The sequence below is a fragment of the Streptomyces sp. NPDC033221 genome, from assembly GCF_055577005.1.
The window spans coordinates 255,479-273,660 of sequence record NZ_JBVIQN010000008.1 but is presented as its reverse complement, the minus strand read 5'-3'; the positions used below and the strand labels follow the sequence as shown (position 1 = coordinate 273,660).

Below are 18,182 nucleotides of genomic sequence, written 5' to 3'. Positions count from 1 at the left end.
GGGTCGGTCGGTTCAGTTGGCGGCGTCGGCGGCGGGCGCCTCGTCCGTGTACAGGCGCTGGCGCCGCAGCAGGTCCTCGGGCCGCTCGCGCTCGCCCACCAGGTGGTCGCGGCCGCCGGTCACCAGCACCTCGGCCGGGTAGCCGTGGCTGAGGAAGTGCACCGGCGAGGCGGTCGGCCCGTACGCGCCGGAGCGCAGGACGCCGATGAGGTCGCCGGGCCGCAGCGGCGGCAGCTGGACCTTCTTGCCGAGGGTGTCGTTGGGCGTGCAGAGCGGGCCGGTGATGTTCCAGCTCTCCGTCTCGCCCTCGTCGGCGCGGTCGAGCAGCCGGATGGGGAAGTTGCGCTTGACGAAGGAGCCGATGCCGACGGCCGCCATGTGGTGGTTGGTGCCGCCGTCGACCACCGCGAAGTTCTCGTGCATCGAGGTCTTCACGTACCGCACCCGTGAGACGTAGGTGCCGTACGGGGCGGTCAGGTAGCGGCCCAGCTCGTTGATCAGCCGGGTGCCGGGGTGGCGGGCGGCGAACTCCTCGACGACCGGGTTGAGCAGCGCGGTCAGCCGTTCCTGGTCGAGGTCGCGCTCCCCGTCGAAGTACGCGACGCCGAAGCCGCCGCCGAAGTCGACCAGGTCGAGGGCGAATCCGAGCTTCTCCGACAGCCGTTCGGCGAGGTCGAAGATGCGGCCGGTGTTCTCGGCCACCACCTCCTCGCCGAGGATGCGGGTGCCCATGTAGACCTGTACGCCCATCAGGCGGACGTTGGCGTGCCGGCCGGCCAGGTCGGACTGGTCGAACAGGACGGTCTCGTCGATGCCGAACTGGCGCGGCTTGCCGCCCATGGTCAGGCCGGAGCCCTTGACCGCGAAGCTGGGGTTGACGCGCAGCGCGACCGGGGCGGTGACGCCGCGCTCGCGGGCCAGCTCGTCGATGATCTCCAGTTCGCCGAGCGACTCGCAGACGATGGCGTAGATGCCCTCGTCCAGGCAGGCGGCGATCTCGGCGCGGCTCTTGCCGGGGCCCAGGAAGATGATGTCGTGCGGCGCGATGCCCGCCCGGCGGGCGGTGACCAGCTCCGTCATGGAGGAGATCTCGGCGCGGGCGCCCTGTGCGCCGAGCAGCGCGCAGATGGAGACATTCGGGTTCGCCTTGAGGGAGAAGAAGATCTCCGCACGCGGGTGCAGGCGCTCGCGCAGGCTGCGGTAGTTCGCGGCGAGCGCGTCTCCGTCGTACACGTACATCGGCGTGCCGTGGCGCTCGGCCAGCTCGGTGATGCCGATGCCCTGGATCTCGAACTCAGCCGGCATGGACGGCTCCTTCCGTCACCGCGGCCAGCCGGGCGGTGATCTCGGTGTCGATCGCGGTGACCTGCTCCGCGGTGTCGCCCACGACCAGGCCGTACAGCCGCCCGTCGGCGGTGGTGCCGGGCTCGGCGAGGGTCTGTACGGCGGCGTTGACGGTGGCGTAGTTGTTGACGAGCAGTCCGGCGCCGTCGGGGCGCTCCAGCAGGAGCCCGTCGAGGGTGCGGCGCAGCTCGTCGAAGGGCAGCGGCGCGCTCAGCTTGAGCGGGTAGTGCCGGGCCAGGGCGATACGGCCCTCGCCGACGAAGGCTTCCTGGAGGCGCACCTGGTACGTGGACATGTTGTTGCGGGCGTTGATCTCGATGACCGGGAAGACCGTGCCGTCCGGCAGCAGCAGGGCGTCCATGCCCGCGACGCCGAAGTACCCGTCGGCGGCGAGGCGCGCGCCGATGCGGAGGCCTGCGTCGGTGATCTCGTCGAATTGGGCGGGGGTGAGGCGGGCGGGCATCCGGTGGCCCTTGTGCGTGCCGTTCTCGGTGAGCGCCTCCTTGACGAAGTCGAACCGCACCGAGCCGTCCCGGCCGACCGTGACCTGGTAGTTCAGGTCGGTCTGCTTGGTCACCCACTCTTCGAGGACCAGCCCGGCCCGGTCGCTGCCGGACGCCTCGGCGCGGGACAGCACCATCCGGTGCACCCGGTCGAGCCGCCGCTCGCTCTCGATGACCATGATGCCCTTGCCGGACACGCCGTAGGCGTCCTTGAGGACCAGCTTGCGGCCCTGCGCCAGCAGCTCGCGGGCCTCCTCGACGGCCTGCGTCAGCTCGGCGACGGTGTCGCACGCCCAGCCGCGCGCCTGGCGGATGTCCAGCTCGTCGGCGACCCGACGGCTGTAGATCTTGCTGTTGACGTCCTTGCAGACCGCGGCCGTCGGGTGGGCGAGCGGCAGCCCCGTACGCTCGGCGAGCTCCTCCTCGACGGCGGAGACGCCGTGCGCGTACAGCATCAGACCGGTCCCGGCCCCCGCGAGTCCGGCGTGCAGCGCGGTGTCGGCCAGCGCGTCCTGGGAGACCGTACGCGCCGGGTCGGACTCGGTGACGACGTGCACGGTGGGCAGTGCGAGGCCCAGTCCGCGCAGGTACGCCAGGTAGCCGGCGTCCGGCTGCGCCTTGAGGACGACGTGGTCGCCCTCGCCCGCCAGCAGCATGGCGAACTCGTCCATCGAGTTCACCACCGCGCCGCCGCCGGTGAAGCCCATGCGCGGCAGGCCGGGTTCGCCGACCGCCCACTGTTCCTCGACCTCGAAATTGCCGAGGAAGACGAACGGCGCCGTCTCGTCCCCGGCCACGGCCGCCTTCAGACGGGCGGTGAAGCCCGGCAGCAACGATTCCATGTTGTCCCCTCGCCCGGTGTGGCCGGTCAGCGCTCGACGACCATCGCCGAGAACGTCGCGCCGAGTCCGACGGCGGTCAGCAGATACCGCGCGCCGGGGCGCAACCGGCCGAGCTGCCCGGCCGTCCCGTAGTTGATGAAAGGGTCCGCGCTGAAGCAGTGGCCGGTCACCGGGATGTTGTCCAGAAAAATGCGTTCCACAGGAAGCCCGAGCCGGTCGGCGACCGCTTTCCAGGAAATGGTGTTGACGCTGTGCGGAATGACGAGGTCGATATCGCCGAGCGAGACCCCGGCATTCTCACAGGCCGCCAGCATCACGTCGCCGAGCGCTGTCGGGTAAAGCTTGTTGAACTCCGCGGACGAGGCCAGGCCGGTCACGACCTCGTCGTGATAGCGCCCGTGCAGGTGCACGGCCCGGCCGAGCACCCGGTCGCCGTCCGCCGCCCCGCCCTCGCGCACCAGCACGGCGGCCGCGGCCTCGCCGCCGATGTTGCTGCGCGGTACGCACCGGGCGACCGGCGTGAAGGTCTTCTCGCCGGTCAGCAGCAGCGCGAGCGCGTCCGGGTCGCCGTCCGCCGCCAGCAGCCGGCCGCACAGGTCGACCGCCTGCAGACCGCTGGCGCAGGCCTGGCCCGTCACCGCGAACGCGGTCGCGTTGACCAGCCCCAACTCCTCGCCGACGCGCCGCAGGGCGCTGGTAGGGTTCGGCCTGCTGTTGGGGAAGGTGCGGGCGTGTACGACGTACCGGACCCGCTCCTCCTGTCCGCGCAGCGCGTCGAGTTTGCCCGCCGCGGCGAGCAGCAGGCCCTCCTCGTCACGCTCCGGGTCCCGGCACACCGCGGACAGCCCGTAAAAGCGCCGGAAGCGGCGGGCCATCCCCTCGTCGAGCGGGGAATCCTCCCGGAGTTCGGCGATCGGCACGCTCGGGGGGAGGTACGTTGAAACAGCTGCGAATGATGTCATCCGGCCGCTCCGTAAAGTCTCGGCACGCGCGCGCTCCCCGTCTGTTTGTCTTTTCCAGCGATGCGCTTTCCGGGCCAGTCTGGCCAATTGTGCTGACAGTCCAGTGACCGGTTGATGACAGGCCCGCCCCACGCGGGCGTGTACTGCGGTAATGCTGTAAGTCCGGTAGTGCTAGCACTACTTCCGCAGGCGTCCTAGCACCTGTGCGCGCCCCCGGCCGCACCCCTGAGCATGGACAACGCCTTTTCCGGACCGGCCCTTCGGCCGCGGGAGGAATCCCGGGAGAGGACCGACAGAGAGGTGGACCGGTGGGTGTGACGGGCCTGAAGGCGGCCGTGGGCAGGATGGCGGGCTGGAGTGCGGGGCATCCGTGGCCGGCCCTGGCCCTGTGGCTGGTGGTCGTCACGGCGTCCACGGCGGGCGGGGCGCTGGCCCTGCGCTCACCGGCCGGTGAGCTGTTCGCCGACGACTCCACGGGCCGGCGGCTGCTCTGGTACGCCCTCGCCGGCTGCGCCGCGGTTCTGCTGCTGCTCGTCGCGCTGCTCGCGGCGGTCACCCCGGCCGTGGTGGCGCTGCTGGTCAGCCTCAGTGCCGTCGCCGTCGCCACCGGCTGGTGGAGCGTGGTGGCCCGGCTGTTACCCGAGCAGGCCCCGTCCACCTCCGTCTTCGCCCTGGTCGCCGTGCTGGGCACGGCGCTCGGCGTCACGTACTGCCTGCACTATCTGTGGAGCGAGCGGCAGGCCCGGCGGCACGGGACACGGCGTCCGCACGTCGCCCACACGGCCGCCGCCTCCAGCCGGGCCGTCCTGCTCTCCAGCCTGGTGACGATCGCGGTGGTCAGCGGGCTCTTCGTGTCGGCCGACGCGATGCTCGCGGCGGTCGCGGTCGGCGTGCTCCTCACCGTCACCGCGGTGATGCTGGCCGCGGTGACCGCGCTGCCCGCGGTGACCGCCCGTTTCGGGCGGCGGCTGGGCTGGCCCCGGCTGCCGGTGCTGTGGCGGCTGACCTACCGGCTCGGCCCGCCGCGGCTGTGGCCGCTGCTGCTGCGCCCCGGCACCCGGCGGCCCGGCTGGACCCTCGCGGCCTCGGCGGTGCTGCTCGCCGCCCTCGCCCTGCCGCTGGCGTGGTGGCGCCCGGAACTCCCCGACCAGCGGGCCGCCTTGCTGCACACCGCCGAAGCCGCCCGCGCGCACGGCATCACGGCCGCGACCATCGCCGCGGTGATCGCGTCCACCGTGCTGCTGGCCTTCGCCGCACTGACCGCGGCGTTCCGGTCCGCGCCCGCGGCCGTCGCCGTGACGGTCCCCTGCACGCTGGCCGCCGCGGCGGCGTGCGGCACGGCGACGCTGATCCTGCGGGCGTGGAAGCCCGGCCAGGCGCCCGGCTCCTGGGGGCACAGCACGCCTGCCGCATGGGCGCCACTGCTCAGCTTCGTCCTGGCGCTGGCCGTGTCGGTGCTGCTGCTGCGCCACGTCGTCCTGCGGATCGCCGAGCTACGGGCCGCCGGCATGTCCCCGCGGGAGGCCACGGCCCGCGCGGTCACCTCCACGTCGGACGGCGTGACCGTCACCGCCGTCATCATGTGCACCATCTTCCTGCTCACCGAGCGCACCGGCTCGGTGGAAGTGGGGCGGCTGAGCATCGTCCTGGCGTGTTCCGTGGTGCTGAGCTCCACCGTCGTGCGGGCGCTGACGCTGCCCGCGCTGGCCGTACTGCTGACCGGCACCCGGTTCTGGCCCCGCGACGCGCTGCGGCACACGGGGCATTCCCTCCCCCAAAAGTAGGCCTAGTACCCCTGATTCCCGGCGCCGCACAGCGGACGATGGACAGACGCACGAAGCCGGGACCGCCCTGCCGAGCACAGACACGGAGACGAGTGAGATGTCCGAACATTCCAAGAACGCCGCACGCGGGGCGCGTCAGGGACGCAACTGGTTCACCGCCGGCTGGATAGCCATGGGCCGCGGACTGACCATGTTCTTCCTCGGTCTGCTGGCCGTCTTCCTCGCCTGGTTCGCCCTCGTCGGCATGTCCCTGACGCTGCTCGGCTTCGGCCTCTTCCTCGTACCGGGCCTGATCGCGGCCCTGCGCTGGTCCGCCAACACCCAGCGGCGCCTGACCGGGAACACCGGCGTGCCGATCGCCGAGCCGTACCCGCCCGCGCCCCGTACGGAAGGCGGCTGGAAGGGCGCCTGGCGCAAGTGTGAGGCGATCTTCACCGACAGCGCGACCTGGCGCGACATGCTGTGGGCCCAGTGCGCCGTCACCGTCACCGGACTCTTCGCGATCATCCCGTTCGCGATGCTCGCCCACGGCCTCTTCGGCATCGTGCTGCCGTTCATCTGGCAGCCGGTGATCGAGGCCTGGGACGGCACCTGGTACCTGTTCGTGCCGGTGCGCAGCCAGGACGCCGCCTGGATCGCCGGCGGCCTCGGCCTGATCGAGCTCCCCATCGCCCTGCTCCTCGCCCCGTACGTGCTGCGCCTGCACGCCCGCATCACCCACTCCCTGCTCGCGCCCACCGCCAAGGCCGAGATGGGGCTGCGCGTCGAGCACCTGTCCCGCACCCGCACCGATGTCGTCGACTCCTCCGCCGCCGAGATCCGCCGCATCGAGCGCGACCTGCACGACGGTGCGCAGGCCCGGCTGCTGGCCATGGGCATGAAGCTGGGTGCCGCCGAATCGCTCCTGGACGAGAACCCCGAAGCCGTCCGCACGCTGCTGGCCGAGACCCGCGACGCCTCCGTACGCGCCCTGGAGGAGCTGCGGGACCTCGTACGGGGCATCCACCCGCCGGTGCTCGCCGACCGCGGCCTCGTGGACGCCGTCCGCTCGCTCGCGCTGGAGAGCCGCCTCCAGGTCCAGGTGACCGCGAACCTGCCGTCCCGCCCGGAGCCGGCCGTGGAGTCCGCCGCGTACTTCGCCGTGTGCGAGCTGCTGGCCAACGCGACCAAGCACTCCGGGGCGCGCCGCGTCCTGGTCGACATCCAGTACCGGGCCAACGCGCTGGCGGTGAGCGTCACCGACGACGGCAACGGCGGCGCCGGTCTGGAGTCCGGCAGCGGCCTCCAGGGCATCCAGCGGCGGCTGGCCGCCTTCGACGGCACCCTCGGCATCAGCAGCCCGATCGGCGGCCCCACGACCGTCAGCCTCCAGGTTCCGTGCACCCTGACGGTCATGCCCTGACCGCACACCCCCACCACGCGGGGCCCGGGTCGGTCGCCGACCCGGGCCCTGCGCGTGCGGCGGGCGCGGGAACGTCCGGCACGCGGCGGCTCCACGGGCCGTATCCGGGCCGCTTATTGGCTTGCGCAGTCGCCACCGCCTGTCCTTACCTGATCCGGTGACCTCCGCGACCACCGACACCCCCGCAGTCCGGCCCGCCACCCGCGAGGACCTCCCCCGCATCCTGCGCACTCTGGAGCGGGCCTTCGACGGATACGCCTTCACCCGCCACACCATCGCGGCCGACGGCCACTCCGCCCGCCTGCGCCGCTTCGACGAACTCTTCGTCACCCGCATCGGTTTCGACCACGGGCGGGTGTGGGTGGCCGACGGTGGTGACGCGGTGGCCGTGTGGACGACTCCGGGGACGGTGGCGGCGGGTGAGGTCTTCGGGGAGCTGGCGCCGGAGTTCGCGGACATCGCCGGGGACCGGGCCGAGGTGTCCGCACGGGCCGAGGCCGCCATGGGCGTGCACCGCCCCACCGGACCCGTGTGGTTCCTCGGCGTGGTGGGTGTCGACCCCGGACGCCAGGGCCGGGGGCTGGGCGGCGCGGTGATCCGGCCCGGGCTCGAAGCCGCGGAGGCTGCGGGCCTGCCCGCCTTCCTGGAGACCTCCGACGAACGCAACGTGCGTTTCTACGAGCGCCTCGGGTTCGAGGTGACGGCGGGCTACCCGCTGCCGGACGGCGGTCCGCGTACCTGGGCGATGACGCGCAGGCCGGGAGCCTGACGCGCCGGACGTCCGGCACCCTTATCGGCGCTTACAGGGGGCGTTGGAATGTCCACGGCAACAAAAGCGTTCAAGGGGCATTCACTTGCACCGACCGGAGGCCGCACTTATGCCGCAGACGACGGAACAGCGCGCCGGGGAACCGGCGCCCACCGCCGCGCACCCCCTGCCCGATTCCACCGAAGCAGCCCCCGAAGCACCCCGGGGGACCCGGCGGACCGGGCGCGGCGCCGTCGTCCCCGTACTCGCCTTCGCCGGCATCGTCGTCGCCGTCATGCAGACGATGCTGGTACCCGTCATCAAGGACCTGCCGACACTCCTGGCGACCGCCCCGAGCAACGCCACCTGGATCATGACGGCCACCCTGCTCACCGGTGCCGTCGCCACCCCGATCATGGGCCGGCTCGGCGATCTCTACGGCAAGCGCCGGATGCTGCTGACCAGCCTGGCGTTCATGGTGGTCGGCTCACTGATCTGCGGCTTTACGGTTGACATGACCACGATGCTGGTGGGCAGGGCGCTACAGGGCTTCGCCATGGGCGCCATCCCGCTCGGCATCGGCATCATGCGCGACGAGCTGCCGCGCGAACGCCTCGGCTCGGCCATGGCACTGATGAGCTCCTCCATCGGGGTCGGCGGCGGACTCGCGCTGCCCGCCGCGTCCCTGGTCGCCCAGCAGGCCGACTGGCACGCGCTGTTCTTCGGCGCCGCAGGCCTGGGCGTCCTGGCCATGCTGCTCAGCGTGGCCTTCGTACCCGAGACCTCCGTACGGGCCGCCGGCCGGTTCGACGTACTCGGCGCGATCGGGCTGACCGCCGGGCTGGTCTGCCTGCTCCTGCCGATCACCAAGGGCAGCGACTGGGGCTGGGGTTCGCCCACCACCCTCGGCCTGATCGGCGGCGCCCTCGCCCTCCTGCTGCTGTGGGGCGTCTTCGAACTGCGCGTCGCCGCACCGCTCGTGGACCTGCGCACCACCGCGCGCCGCGAGGTGCTGCTCACCAACCTCGCGTCCATCATGGTCGGCGTCGCCTTCTACGCGATCTCGCTCGTCCTGCCGCAGCTGCTCCAGCTCCCGACGTCCACCGGCTACGGGCTGGGCCAGTCGATGGTGGTGGCGGGCCTGTGCGTGGCCCCGCTCGGGCTGACGATGATGCTCACCGCGCCCGTGTACGCGCGCATATCGGCCCGGCGCGGCCCCAAGGCCACCCTGATGCTCGGCATGCTGATCATCGCCGTCGGGTACGCCGCCGGGCTGGGCCTGATGAGTGCCGCCTGGCAGACCGTCATCATCGCCATCGTCGTGGGCGCCGGCATCGGCCTGGCGTACTCCTCGCTGCCCGCCCTGATCGTCGGCGCCGTCGACCCGTCGGAGACCAGCGCCGCCAACGGCCTCAACACCCTGATGCGCTCGATCGGCACGTCCGTGTCGAGCGCGGTCATCGGCATGGTCCTGGCCCACATGTCCGCCCCGGCAGGCGCCGTCTCCGTACCGACCATGGCCGGGTTCCGCGTCTCGTTCGGCATCGCCGCCGGCGCGGTCGCCATCGGCCTCGTCCTGGCCGCGTTCCTCCCGTCCCCGCGCGCGGCGGCCCGGCCCCTGCTGCTCGCGCGGAGCGGGGAGGAGACCGGGGAGTTCGAACTGGTCGCTCCGGACGGCGGGGAGGAGCGGGGCGCTCCGGCAACGGCCGCGCCCCAGGCGGACACCGCAGGCGCCACCACGCCTGCGTCCGTCCTCGTCGCCTCGTCCCGGCCCCACACCCGTCGCGTCCACGGCACCCTGTCCGGCGGCACCGACGGCACGCCGCTCGGCGGCGGACGCGTCGTCCTCACCGACGCGAACGGCGAGGTCGTGGCCACCACGACCGCTGACGCGCAGGGCAGCTGGGAGCTGACCGGACTTCCGTCGGGGAACGTCACCCTGGTTTTGAGCGCCGCGGGCCACCGCCCGCACGCACGCTCACTCGTCTCCTCCGGCACGTCCGCCCGTCAGGATGCCCGGCTCGTCCCGGAGGCCGCGGTCCGCGGCACCGTACGGGACCCGCACGGGCGCCCGCTGCCGGACGCCGCCGTCACACTTCGGGATCAGGAGGGTTCGCTCGCCGGCCACACCGTGACCGGCCCGGACGGCACTTTCGCCGTCACCGGTCTCGTGGAGGGCGCCTACACCCTGACGGCCACCGGCTATCCGCCGCACGCCGACCGGGTCACGCTCGCCACCGGTGACCGGGAACACCGCCTCGATCTCGTCCTCACCCAGGAGGCCGTCAAGAGGCCGCTGCCGTAAGCCGGTCGGGGCCGCAACCCCCATGACCGACATGAGCTTCGGGCTGCTCGGCCCGCACTCGGTACGGCTCGGTCCGCACTCGTTACGGCTCGGGCACGCGCTCGGTACGGCTCAGCCGCTCGGCCGCGCCGTCGTCCGTACGGCTCAGGCCGGGCAGAGGACGCGTTCGGGGCGACGTGCGGCGGGCACCGCGGCGCGGGCCTGCGGCACCGAGGCGGCGCGGGCCGGCGGGGCGCTCGCGGGGCAGGTGTACGGGGCGTCGAAGGCGTCGGTCTGTACGCAGCGGGAGCTGGGCGCCGCGCCGTGCGCCTCGGCGCGGATGCGCTGCTTCATCGTCGGCGGCAGGGTCCGTCCGTACATCATCCGGGGCGCGGCGTACAGCGGCGTGGCCGACGGGTACCCGAAGTCGCGCTCGCCGTGCGGGCTTTCGGGTGCGGACGGCGCGGCGGCCGTCCTGCTGCCGGGCGGCGCGGCCGCCTCCCGCCCGCCGGTCGCGCTGCCGGCCCCGAGGGCGGCGAGCGCCGCGGCCGTACGGTACGTCTCCTCGTCGGCCGCGGCGGCGGCCGGGACGGGGAACGCGGAGGAAGCCGAGCCGGGGGTGCGGAACCCCAGTGCGGCGAGGAGCTTGACGATGATGACGGCGAAGGCGGTCCAGAGTTTCGTGACCTTGGTGGTGGCCATGATCCCTCTCTTCTCTGCTCGGTCCTGCGGTGGTTCCGGGGCCTCGGGGCGGCGCCGCGGTGAAGCGGTGGCACAGCGCCGCTGAGACGCTTGTCCCGATGACCGATTTGCGTACTTTCCTCATGATGTGTAGACGCGGCGGGAACACGAGGACCGACGACCGCGATTCGCCGTTCTTCTGATGAACACCACCCGGTCGGCGGCACCGGGCCCGTACCGGTCGACCGGTGGCCGACCGGTGGCCGACAGCTTGCTGACCGGTTTCCGCACGCGGTCCGCGCCCCCGCCCGCGCGCCGACGCCCGCCGTTGGGGTTGCGGCGGCCAAGACGCCGTGCAGTGGTCACCGGGTATTCACCATGGGCTGGTGGGCTTCGCTGCGTCGGCATCCGGCCGACGTGCGAAGAGGAGAACTCATGCGAAGACTGCGCCTGTCCCGCCGTGGCGTCATCACCGGTGCCGCCGTGGTGCTCGCCACCGCCGCGGCCGTGCCCGCGGGAGCCGCCGCGTTCGGGTCCGAGGACCAGGCGGAGCGGGCGGTCAGGGGCGGGGCGGCGAAGAACGTCATCCTGCTGATCGGCGACGGGATGGGCGACAGCGAGATCACCCTCGCCCGGGACTACACCGTGGGGGCCGCGGGCCGCCTCGACATGGACAAGTTCCCGATGACCGGCAGCTACACCACGTACGCCGTCGACCGGAACAAGAAGCCGGACTACGTCACGGACTCCGCCGCCAGCGGCAGCGGCTGGGCCACCGGCCACAAGACGGTCAACGGCCGGATCTCCAAGACGCCGGACACCGACAAGGCGCTCCCGACGATCCTGGAGCTGGCGCAGCAGAACGGTTACGCCACCGGCTCCGTCACCACCGCCGAGCTGACCGACGCCACCCCGGCCGTCCTCGCCTCGCACGCCACCGACCGCAGCTGCCAGGGCCCGGCCGACATGGCCAAGTGCCCCACCGACACGATCGGCAGGGGCGGCCCCGGCTCGATCGCCGAGCAGAGCGTGAACCACAAGGTGGACGTGCTCCTCGGCGGCGGCAAGCAGCGCTTCGACCAGAAGATCACCGAAGGCCCGTACAAGGGTCTGACGGTGGCCGAGCAGGCCCGCAAGCTGGGCTACCAGGTCGTGACCGACCGGGACGGACTCAAGCGGGTCCGCAGCGTCGCGGGCGGCAAGCCGGTGCTCGGACTGTTCGCTCCGGGCACCGTGCCCGTGGAGTGGACCGGCAAGCCGGCCGCCGTCGGCGGCACCGGCCCGCAGCGCTGCGCGACCGCCAACCCGCAGCGTCCCGCGGGCACGCCCGCCCTGGACGAGCAGGCCGCCAAGGCCATCCAGCTGCTGGAGAAGAAGCAGAAGTCGCAGCGCGGCCACGGCCGGGACAAGGGCTTCTTCCTCCAGGTCGAGGGCGCCTCGATCGACAAGCAGGACCACGCGGCCGACCCCTGCGGGCAGATCGGCGAGACCGCGGCGTTCGACCGCGCGGTGAAGGTGGCCCGGGACTACGCCGCCAAGCACCCCGACACGCTCGTGGTCACCACCGCCGACCACGGCCACTCCAGCCAGATCGTGCCGCTGGACGCCAACCCGCCCGGCCTCTCGTCCACGCTCGTCACCGACGAGGGCGGCAAGCTGAAGGTGAACTACTCGACCAACACGCCGGGCAAGTCTCAGGAGCACACCGGCACGCAGGTCCGGATCGCCGCGCAGGGCCCGCAGGCGTACCGCGTGCTCGGCGTCACCGACCAGACCCAGCTGTTCGGCACCCTCCGCACCGCACTGCGGCTGCGCTGACGGGCGGGCAGCGGGTTACGGCCACCTGAATCTCCCGAGGGGGGCTTCCGGGGGAACGGGGGAACGGGGGGTGAAGGGCCGGGGCGGATGCCCCGGCCCTTCGCGCGTGCGCACCCGCGACGGCCGGCGGATCCGGTACGGCCGCCTCGGCGGGTGGTGGTGTCCCGCGAGAATCTACAAGCCTGTAGATTTTGCTTGCGCATTACTCGAACAGCAGCGATGCGCGGCACCACGCGGGAACGACAAGGAGATCCACATGGCTCTGTGGGACCGGATCAAGGATTCCGCCCAGACGATGCAGACCCAGCTCGTCGCGAAGAAGAACGACCTGAAGAGCGGCGCCTTCCGGGACGCGAGCATGGCGATGTGCGCGCTCGTCGCCGCCGCGGACGGGTCCGTCGACCCCTCGGAGCGGCAGCGGGTGGCCCAGCTCATCGCCACCAACGAGGTGCTGCAGAACTTCTCCGCCGACGACCTGCGCCACCGCTTCGACGCTTACCTGGACAAGCTGGCCGCCGACTTCGACTTCGGCAAGGTCGGCCTCCTCCAGGAGATCGGCAAGGTGAAGAAGAAGCCGGTCGAGGCGCGTGCCGTCATCCAGATCGGCATCGTCATCGGCGGCGCGGACGGCGACTTCGACAAGACCGAGCAGGCCGTGGTGCGCGAGGTCTGCTACGCGCTGGACATCCCGCCGGCCGAGTTCGACCTCTGACCGGACCGCGTCACACGGGCACGCCGCACGGGCGCGTCATACGGCGGCGGGCCCGCGGCACACACGCCGCGGGCCCGCCGTCGCATTCGCTCACCCGCCGGTACGGGTCAGACGTTGACGCCGAAGTCCGCCGCGATGCCGGCCAGCCCGGAGGCGTAGCCCTGGCCGACCGCGCGGAACTTCCACTCCGTGCCGTGCCGGTACAGCTCGCCGAAGACCATGGCGGTCTCCGTGGAGGCGTCCTCGGTGAGGTCGTAACGGGCCAGCTCGTTGCCGTCGGCCTGGTTGACCACGCGGATGAAGGCGTTGCGGACCTGGCCGAAGCTCTGGCCGCGGGTCTGCGCGTCGTGGATGGACACCGGGAAGACGATCTTGGAGACCTCGGCGGGCACGCCCGCCAGGTTCACGTTGACCGACTCGTCGTCACCCTCGCCCTCACCGGTGAGGTTGTCGCCGGTGTGCTGCACCGAGCCGTCCGGGCTGGTGAGGTTGTTGTAGAAGACGAAGTGCCGGTCCGAGACGACCTTGCCCGACTCGTTGCACAGCAGGGCGCTCGCGTCCAGGTCGTAATCGGCGCCGGTGGTCGTACGGACGTCCCAGCCGAGGCCCACCGTCACGGCGGTCAGGCCGGGCGCCTCCTTCGACAGCGAGACGTTGCCGCCCTTGGCCAGCGAGACTCCCATGGATGTTCCTCCCGGGTCGGGGTGTGGCCTCGCTGTGCGGCGGGCCACAAAATCTACAGTGCTGTAGAAGATGACGAACGAGGAGCGGGACGCGTTCCCGGACCGCTCAGTAGGATGCGGCGACGCCCCCGCCGCGCGGGGCACGCGGTACGAACGGGAGGCGACGGCAATGAACGGGGACCCCTTCGACGGCCATCCGGGCGGGCGCGACCGCGCGCGCCGCCGGGGCCAGGGCGAGCTGGAGGCCCAGGTACTGGCCGCGCTGCACCGGGCGCCCGGCCCCGCCACCGCCGCCTGGGTACAGGACCACCTCGGCGACGACCTCGCCTACACGACGGTGATGACGATCCTCTCCCGCCTGCACGCCAAGAAGGCCGTCACCCGCGAACGCGTCGGCCGGTCCTACGCGTGGACCCCGGCCGCCGACGAGGCCGGGCTCGCCGCGCTGCGGATGCGCCGCGTCCTGGACAGCGAGACCGACCGGGACGCCGTCCTGGCCAGCTTCGTCTCGGCGCTCTCCGCCCAGGACGAGCAGCTGCTGCGCACCCTGCTGGAGCGCGCCACCGGCGAGGGGCCCGGAGCGGCCGAGAGTTCCGGAGACTGACTGACCCATGGGCGTCTTCGTCTTCCTCCCGCTCGTCCTGCCGCTGACCGCGCTGCCGATCGCCCGCCTGGCCGGCCAGCATCTGCACCCGCGCAGCACGACCCGCCTGCTCACCGCCCTGGCCGTGGTCCTCGGCGTGTGCAGCACGTTGTGCCTGGGGCTGCTGATGGTGGTGGGCACCGCCCAGCTTCCCGGCAACCCGCTGCCCGACGGCTGGTCCGACCCGGAGGTACGGGCCGCGGTCCCGATCGCCGAGGTCGCCGGTACGGCAGCCATCGCCGGGCTCGCGGCCGTCCTGACGGCCGGTGCCACCGAACTGCGCCGCCACTACCGCGTCCGCTCCCGTACGCACCGCGCGCTGGACGGCCTGCCGTCCGCCACGGAACTGGCGGTGCTGCCCGACGACACCCCGTACGCCTACGCCGTACCCGGCCTGCCCGCCCGCCCCGGCAGGCCCGCGCGCCCCGGCCGGATCGCGGTCTCCCGCGGCATGCTGCGCAGCCTGGACAGCGACGAGCGCCGCGCCCTGCTCGCCCACGAGCGGGCCCACCTGGCCGAACGCCACCACCGCTACCAGCTCGCCGTACGGCTGGCCGGCTGCGCCAACCCGCTGCTGCTGCCGCTGCGCGCGGCGGTCGCCTTCAGCGCCGAACGCTGGGCCGACGAGGAGGCGGCACGGACCGTCGGCGACCGGCGGCTGACCGCCCGGGCCGTCGGCAAGGCCGCACTGGTCTCCCGCCCCACGCCCGGCCCGCTGCTCGCGGGCTTCGCCGTGCCCGGACCGGGCCCCGTGCCGCGCCGCGTGGCGGCGCTCCTGGACCCCGTGCCCCCGGCCCGCAGCTGGCCGCCCGCCCTCACCCCGGCGGGCCTGGCCGCCCTGGTCGCCGCCGCGGGCACCGCCGCCTCGGCGCTCTCCGCGCTGAACGCGGCGGTGGCCCTCTTCCTCGTCCTGAAGGCGGCCACCCCGCTCTGAGTAGCCGCGCCCAGGTGATGGGGGTTCGCGCTCAGGTGCGGGGGCCGTGCGCTCCGTAGCGTGCGGCTGTGGCCACCGTGGAAGAAGACAGCGCAGCGGCCGGGAGCACGGGCAGTGCCGCCCCCGCCGACCGGAGCGAGACGTTCCGGCCCCTCAGGGCGACCGCCCTCGGCTGCGGCATCGCGGCGGCCCTGCCGGTCCTGCTGGTGCTGGGGGTGATCGCCGTCATCTCGGTCGAGTCGGCGGTCCCCGAGGACTACGCCGAGGTGGCCCCCGAGAAGATGGCCGAGCGGGTCATCGGCACGTCCGAGGACGCCTACCGGGCCATGGGCCTGCGACGCGTCCTGCCGCCGGGCGAGCGGCCGACCGGCCCCGGAACGCGCACGGTGAACACACTGGACTCCGGTTACTGCCACCCGGGCGGCTGGGAGAGCGTCCGCGACCGGTCCGTGGACGGTGCCTACCGGCTCAGCCACAGCTGGGAGCTGGACCACGTACCCGGAAAGACGGCTCTGCCCGCGCTGAAGCGGCTGCGGGACCACCTGAAGGACGCCGGCTGGCGCATCAAGGCGTACGGGAAGACCGTCAACAACGAGTGGGAGGTCCGCGCGGAACGCGGCGGGGACGGACGGCAGGTGGTGACCTGGTACGGCGACCAGGACCGGCTGCACGGCGGCACGGTCGCCCCGTGCGCGTACGACCCGGCGTGGAAGAAGGGGGACGACCTGGCGGGCGACCACCTGAAACCACCGGCGGCCTTCCCCGCTCCCTGACCTCCCGCGGCGCCCCCGTCGCACCCCGGATGTGATCCGCCCCACACCCGGACGCTTCTACAGCCGTGTAGATCCGGGCTGTAGAGTGCGCCAAAACGTTCGCAACGGGCGTGGCGGGAGGGGGAGATGACAACGAGGTCCGGACCCCCGCACGGCGGCGGCCCCCCTCCGGAGGCGGAGGTGCTGTGGGTCTACCAGCCGGTGGAGCTCCAACACCCCGACGGCGCGTGGGAATTGGGCCGCATCAGCGCCTGGTGGCGGGACGGGGCAGGCGAACTGTGGTGTCGGTTGCGTACGATGCGCGGCAGCGGCGGCAGTTGCCCGCAGTGGTTTCCGTACGACCCCGACCGGATTCTCGTTCTGCCGAGCGCGGGCATCTGACGCACCAGAAGGACCATTAGGCGTGCAAGACAGGCAGCGGCCCCGGCGGGGCGCACCCTCCGGCCAGACCGGCACCTCCGTCCCCTCCGGGCCCTCGGGCCCCACCGGCACCGCGGGCCGCTCCGGCACCGCCGGGACCTCCCGGCGGGCCGACCGTCCGGGCCCGGGCCGCTCGGGCCCCGGCAGAGGGCGGCGCGCCGCCGGGCCGGCGTCCGGCCGCGGCCGCCGGCCCGGCAAGGCCCGGATGACCCGGCGCGGCCGCATCCTCGCCTGGACCGGCGGCGTCATCGGCGTACTCCTGCTGATCACGGCGGGTGTCGGCGGCTGGGTCTACTTCAAGCTGGACGGCAACATCCACGGCGCGGACGTCGGCAGCCGCCTCGGCGGCGACCGCCCCGCCAACCTCAGCCCCGGCTCCAAGAACATCCTCGTCGTCGGGTCGGACAGCCGTGCGGGCGCCAACTCCAAGTACGGCAAGAACCTCGACACGATGCAGTCGGACACGCTGATGGTGCTGCACATCGCCGCCAACCGCGAGTGGGCCACCGCCGTCTCCTTCCCGCGTGACTCCTGGGTGTCCATTCCGGCCTGCGACACCGGCAAGGGCCGTACCTCGAAGCCCCACCACTTCAAGATCAACGAAGCGTTCACCATCGGCGGTGAGAGCGGCGACGTCGCCAACGCGGCGGCCTGCACGATCAAGACCGTCGAGAAGAACACCGGGCTGCGCATCGACCACTTCGCCTCGGTCGACTTCCAGGGCTTCAAGGGCATGGTCAACGCCCTGGGCGGCATAGAGGTCTGCCCGAAGACCGCGATCCACGACAAGAAGGCGCACCTCGACATGGAGGCGGGCTGCCAGAACGTCCAGGACGAGAAGGCGCTCGGCTACGTCCGTACCCGCTACAGCGTCGGCGACGGCTCCGACCTCGGCCGCATCGGCCGCCAGCAGGAGTTCATGAAGGCGCTCGGCGCGAAGGCGCAGTCCAAGCTGACCAGCCCCGGCGCGCTGTACGACTTCCTCGACTCGGCCACCAAGTCGATCACCACGGACAACGAGCTGGCGGGCGTCAAACCGCTCTCCGAACTGGCCTCCACGGTCAAGGACATCCCCAGCAACCGGCTCACCTTCCTGACCGTGCCGAACTACTCGCGCGAGGCGGACGTGCCCACCGACAAGGCGAACGTGGTGTGGCAGTACCCGCAGGCCGGCGGCCTCTTCAGCGACCTGGCGCACGACAGGGAAGTCAACAAGGACAAGCTGGCCGCCGACGCCAAGCAGCTCGTCACCGCGCGCTCGGTGAAGGTACGGGTCCTCAACGGCACGGGCACGCCGGGCTACGCGGCCAACGCGGCGGCGGACCTGCGCAAGCTGGGCTTCACGGTGGTCTCCACCGGCAACGCGGCCCCCGGAGCCACCGAGACGGCCATCACCTACCCCGCGTCGATGGAGGCGCAGGCGAAGGTGCTCTCCGCCCGGCTGACGAACGTGAAGACGGAGAAGTCGGCGGACGCGACGGCCGCCGGCCCCGGCGTGGTGACACTGACGGTGGGCGAGGGGTTCAGCACGACGGGCTGACCCCCGCGGCCACCTGAAACGGCGGAGGGGGGGGGGGGGGGGGGGGGGGGGGGGGGGGGGGGGGGGGGGGGGGGGGGGGGGGGGGGGGGGGGGGGGGGGGTGGTGTAAG

General features: G+C 72.7%; 16 protein-coding genes. 11 read left to right on the top strand and 5 right to left on the bottom strand.

What is annotated here, in order from left to right; translation table 11 throughout:
* Window positions 1-12: 12 nt before the first annotated feature.
* Genes ACZ53K_RS13655 through ACZ53K_RS13645 form a run of 3 tightly spaced genes read right to left on the bottom strand, consistent with a single transcriptional unit; the run spans window position 13 to window position 3,651 of the window.
* Window positions 13-1,305 (bottom strand): type III PLP-dependent enzyme, encoded by a 1,293-nt coding sequence (locus ACZ53K_RS13655; RefSeq protein ID WP_468835113.1) that lies wholly within the window; start codon window positions 1,303-1,305, stop codon window positions 13-15.
* Entirely contained in the window at window positions 1,295-2,689 is a 1,395-nt protein-coding gene (locus tag ACZ53K_RS13650; protein WP_468835110.1) for a preATP grasp domain-containing protein, read from the bottom strand. Before ACZ53K_RS13650 ends, ACZ53K_RS13655 begins: the two co-directional genes overlap by 11 nt.
* Window positions 2,690-2,715: 26 nt before the next feature.
* Complete coding sequence (locus ACZ53K_RS13645) at window positions 2,716-3,651, bottom strand: 3-oxoacyl-[acyl-carrier-protein] synthase III C-terminal domain-containing protein (protein WP_468835107.1); 936 nt, start codon at window positions 3,649-3,651, stop codon at window positions 2,716-2,718.
* Window positions 3,652-3,965: 314 nt separating this feature from the next.
* Here ACZ53K_RS13645 and ACZ53K_RS13640 point away from each other — a divergent pair, with 314 nt between their 5' ends.
* The 4 genes from ACZ53K_RS13640 (at window position 3,966) to ACZ53K_RS13625 (ending at window position 9,890) form a co-directional block, all read left to right on the top strand.
* Window positions 3,966-5,435: an MMPL family transporter gene (locus ACZ53K_RS13640; RefSeq protein ID WP_468835104.1), complete on the top strand. Its 1,470-nt coding sequence runs from the start codon at window positions 3,966-3,968 to the stop codon at window positions 5,433-5,435.
* A gap of 97 nt (window positions 5,436-5,532) precedes the next feature.
* Complete coding sequence (locus tag ACZ53K_RS13635; protein WP_468835101.1) at window positions 5,533-6,837, top strand: sensor histidine kinase; 1,305 nt, start codon at window positions 5,533-5,535, stop codon at window positions 6,835-6,837.
* 157 nt (window positions 6,838-6,994) lie between these two features.
* Window positions 6,995-7,606, top strand: coding sequence for a GNAT family N-acetyltransferase (locus tag ACZ53K_RS13630; RefSeq protein ID WP_468835098.1), 612 nt, complete (start codon window positions 6,995-6,997; stop codon window positions 7,604-7,606).
* A 109-nt stretch (window positions 7,607-7,715) separates the two neighbouring features.
* Window positions 7,716-9,890 carry an MFS transporter gene (locus tag ACZ53K_RS13625; protein ID WP_468835095.1) on the top strand — a complete coding sequence of 725 codons (2,175 nt, stop codon included), beginning with the start codon at window positions 7,716-7,718 and terminating at the stop codon, window positions 9,888-9,890.
* Between the two features lie 144 nt (window positions 9,891-10,034).
* Here ACZ53K_RS13625 and ACZ53K_RS13620 read toward each other — a convergent pair whose 3' ends face one another.
* Window positions 10,035-10,571: a DUF6344 domain-containing protein gene (locus tag ACZ53K_RS13620; protein WP_468835093.1), complete on the bottom strand. Its 537-nt coding sequence runs from the start codon at window positions 10,569-10,571 to the stop codon at window positions 10,035-10,037.
* Window positions 10,572-10,985: 414 nt separating this feature from the next.
* Between ACZ53K_RS13620 and ACZ53K_RS13615 the strand changes: the two genes are divergently transcribed.
* Window positions 10,986-12,368, top strand: a complete 1,383-nt coding sequence (locus ACZ53K_RS13615; RefSeq protein WP_468835090.1) for an alkaline phosphatase — start codon at window positions 10,986-10,988, stop codon at window positions 12,366-12,368.
* 256 nt (window positions 12,369-12,624) lie between these two features.
* Window positions 12,625-13,080 carry a tellurite resistance TerB family protein gene (locus ACZ53K_RS13610; protein WP_468835087.1) on the top strand — a complete coding sequence of 152 codons (456 nt, stop codon included), beginning with the start codon at window positions 12,625-12,627 and terminating at the stop codon, window positions 13,078-13,080.
* A 107-nt stretch (window positions 13,081-13,187) separates the two neighbouring features.
* Here ACZ53K_RS13610 and ACZ53K_RS13605 read toward each other — a convergent pair whose 3' ends face one another.
* On the bottom strand, window positions 13,188-13,763 hold the full coding sequence (locus ACZ53K_RS13605) for a TerD family protein (protein ID WP_468835084.1): 576 nt from the start codon (window positions 13,761-13,763) through the stop codon (window positions 13,188-13,190).
* 169 nt (window positions 13,764-13,932) lie between these two features.
* Between ACZ53K_RS13605 and ACZ53K_RS13600 the strand changes: the two genes are divergently transcribed.
* The 5 genes from ACZ53K_RS13600 (at window position 13,933) to ACZ53K_RS13580 (ending at window position 18,073) form a co-directional block, all read left to right on the top strand.
* Window positions 13,933-14,367: a BlaI/MecI/CopY family transcriptional regulator gene (locus ACZ53K_RS13600; RefSeq protein WP_468835268.1), complete on the top strand. Its 435-nt coding sequence runs from the start codon at window positions 13,933-13,935 to the stop codon at window positions 14,365-14,367.
* 7 nt (window positions 14,368-14,374) lie between these two features.
* Entirely contained in the window at window positions 14,375-15,340 is a 966-nt protein-coding gene (locus ACZ53K_RS13595; RefSeq protein WP_468835081.1) for a M56 family metallopeptidase, read from the top strand.
* Between the two features lie 68 nt (window positions 15,341-15,408).
* Complete coding sequence (locus ACZ53K_RS13590; protein ID WP_468835078.1) at window positions 15,409-16,113, top strand: hypothetical protein; 705 nt, start codon at window positions 15,409-15,411, stop codon at window positions 16,111-16,113.
* 126 nt (window positions 16,114-16,239) lie between these two features.
* Complete coding sequence (locus ACZ53K_RS13585; RefSeq protein ID WP_468835076.1) at window positions 16,240-16,494, top strand: hypothetical protein; 255 nt, start codon at window positions 16,240-16,242, stop codon at window positions 16,492-16,494.
* A 244-nt stretch (window positions 16,495-16,738) separates the two neighbouring features.
* Entirely contained in the window at window positions 16,739-18,073 is a 1,335-nt protein-coding gene (locus ACZ53K_RS13580) for an LCP family protein (RefSeq protein ID WP_468835265.1), read from the top strand.
* The last annotated feature ends 109 nt before the right edge of the window (window positions 18,074-18,182 follow it).